The organism is Rhizobium sp. P1_E6 (assembly GCF_056405875.1).
Map to the genome: position 1 here is coordinate 1 of NZ_JBFUBG010000368.1, position 563 is coordinate 563.

Sequence of the window (563 nt, forward strand, 5' to 3'; positions counted from 1 at the left end):
GCGATACGCTGGTGTTTCCGATCTACCTGCCAGAGCATTTTCGCGCCCCGTTCGTTGATCCACTGTCAGCAACGGGTCCGGCAGTCCTCGAGATTTTCGACCATTGCGATCGCTACAATGGCCAAACCTTGCCAATCATCGGCGACCTCATCTCACCGGCTGAGATCGTCGAGACGTTCAGCCGCGTCACAGGGCGCAAGGCTGCATACGCTTCGGCCTACGGAGCGACCGCGTTTCGAAAGCACTTTCCGCAGTTCAGTCCCGAATTCGTGGACGAAACCATGGAAATGGCCGAATACGCCGTCGAATACGGATATTTCCGTTCTGATCGTGACGTCGAATGGAGCAGGAGGATCAACCCTGACAGCCTCAACTGGGAAGATTTCTTGAAGAGCACGGGATGGGCGGGGCAACGAAAGGGCTTCGGTCTCTAGCCCTGCTCTCTGCTGCCGGCCTCAAGAACATGCCTRGCAGAAGCGCTGGATGCGGCGGCAGGCCTCTTCCAGAAGATCTTCCGACGTCGCATAGGAGATGCGGAAGTTCGGGCCGAGGCCGAAGGCCGA

Annotated in this window: 1 protein-coding gene; it reads left to right on the forward strand. The window is 58.2% G+C overall.

Annotated elements, in window-relative coordinates:
* A partial coding sequence (locus tag AC1D35_RS36785) for an NmrA family NAD(P)-binding protein (protein ID WP_477943006.1) occupies positions 1-434 on the forward strand: 434 nt, incomplete at its 5' end.
* Between the last annotated feature and the right edge of the window lie 129 nt (positions 435-563).